The sequence below is a fragment of the Methylophaga sp. UBA4204 genome (assembly GCF_002379485.1).
In the GTDB taxonomy this organism is placed as follows: domain Bacteria; phylum Pseudomonadota; class Gammaproteobacteria; order Nitrosococcales; family Methylophagaceae; genus Methylophaga.
On record NZ_DFTU01000070.1, the window covers coordinates 6157 to 6376 of the forward strand.

At 41.8% G+C, this 220-nt stretch carries 1 protein-coding gene; it reads right to left on the minus strand.

Annotated features, from left to right (window positions below; translation table 11 throughout):
- Positions 1–220 (minus strand): PQQ-binding-like beta-propeller repeat protein (locus B3182_RS10245; RefSeq protein WP_292752661.1); only part of this gene is annotated, 220 nt, incomplete at both ends.

The window sequence follows — 220 nt, forward strand, 5'->3', positions numbered from 1 at the left end:
CCATCATCACTGCTTATATAAAGTATTCCATTATCTACAAACGGTGATGCAAATATGGCCCATCCTGAATCGAGACGCCATTTTTGCTCACCGTTATTTATATCAAGCGCATAAAGATATCCATCCATTGCACCAATATAGACTTGGTCACCTGCGATAGCTGGCGATGAAAAGACCGTTGCCTGAGCATCAAATTGCCAGAATGGTTCACCACTTTCTT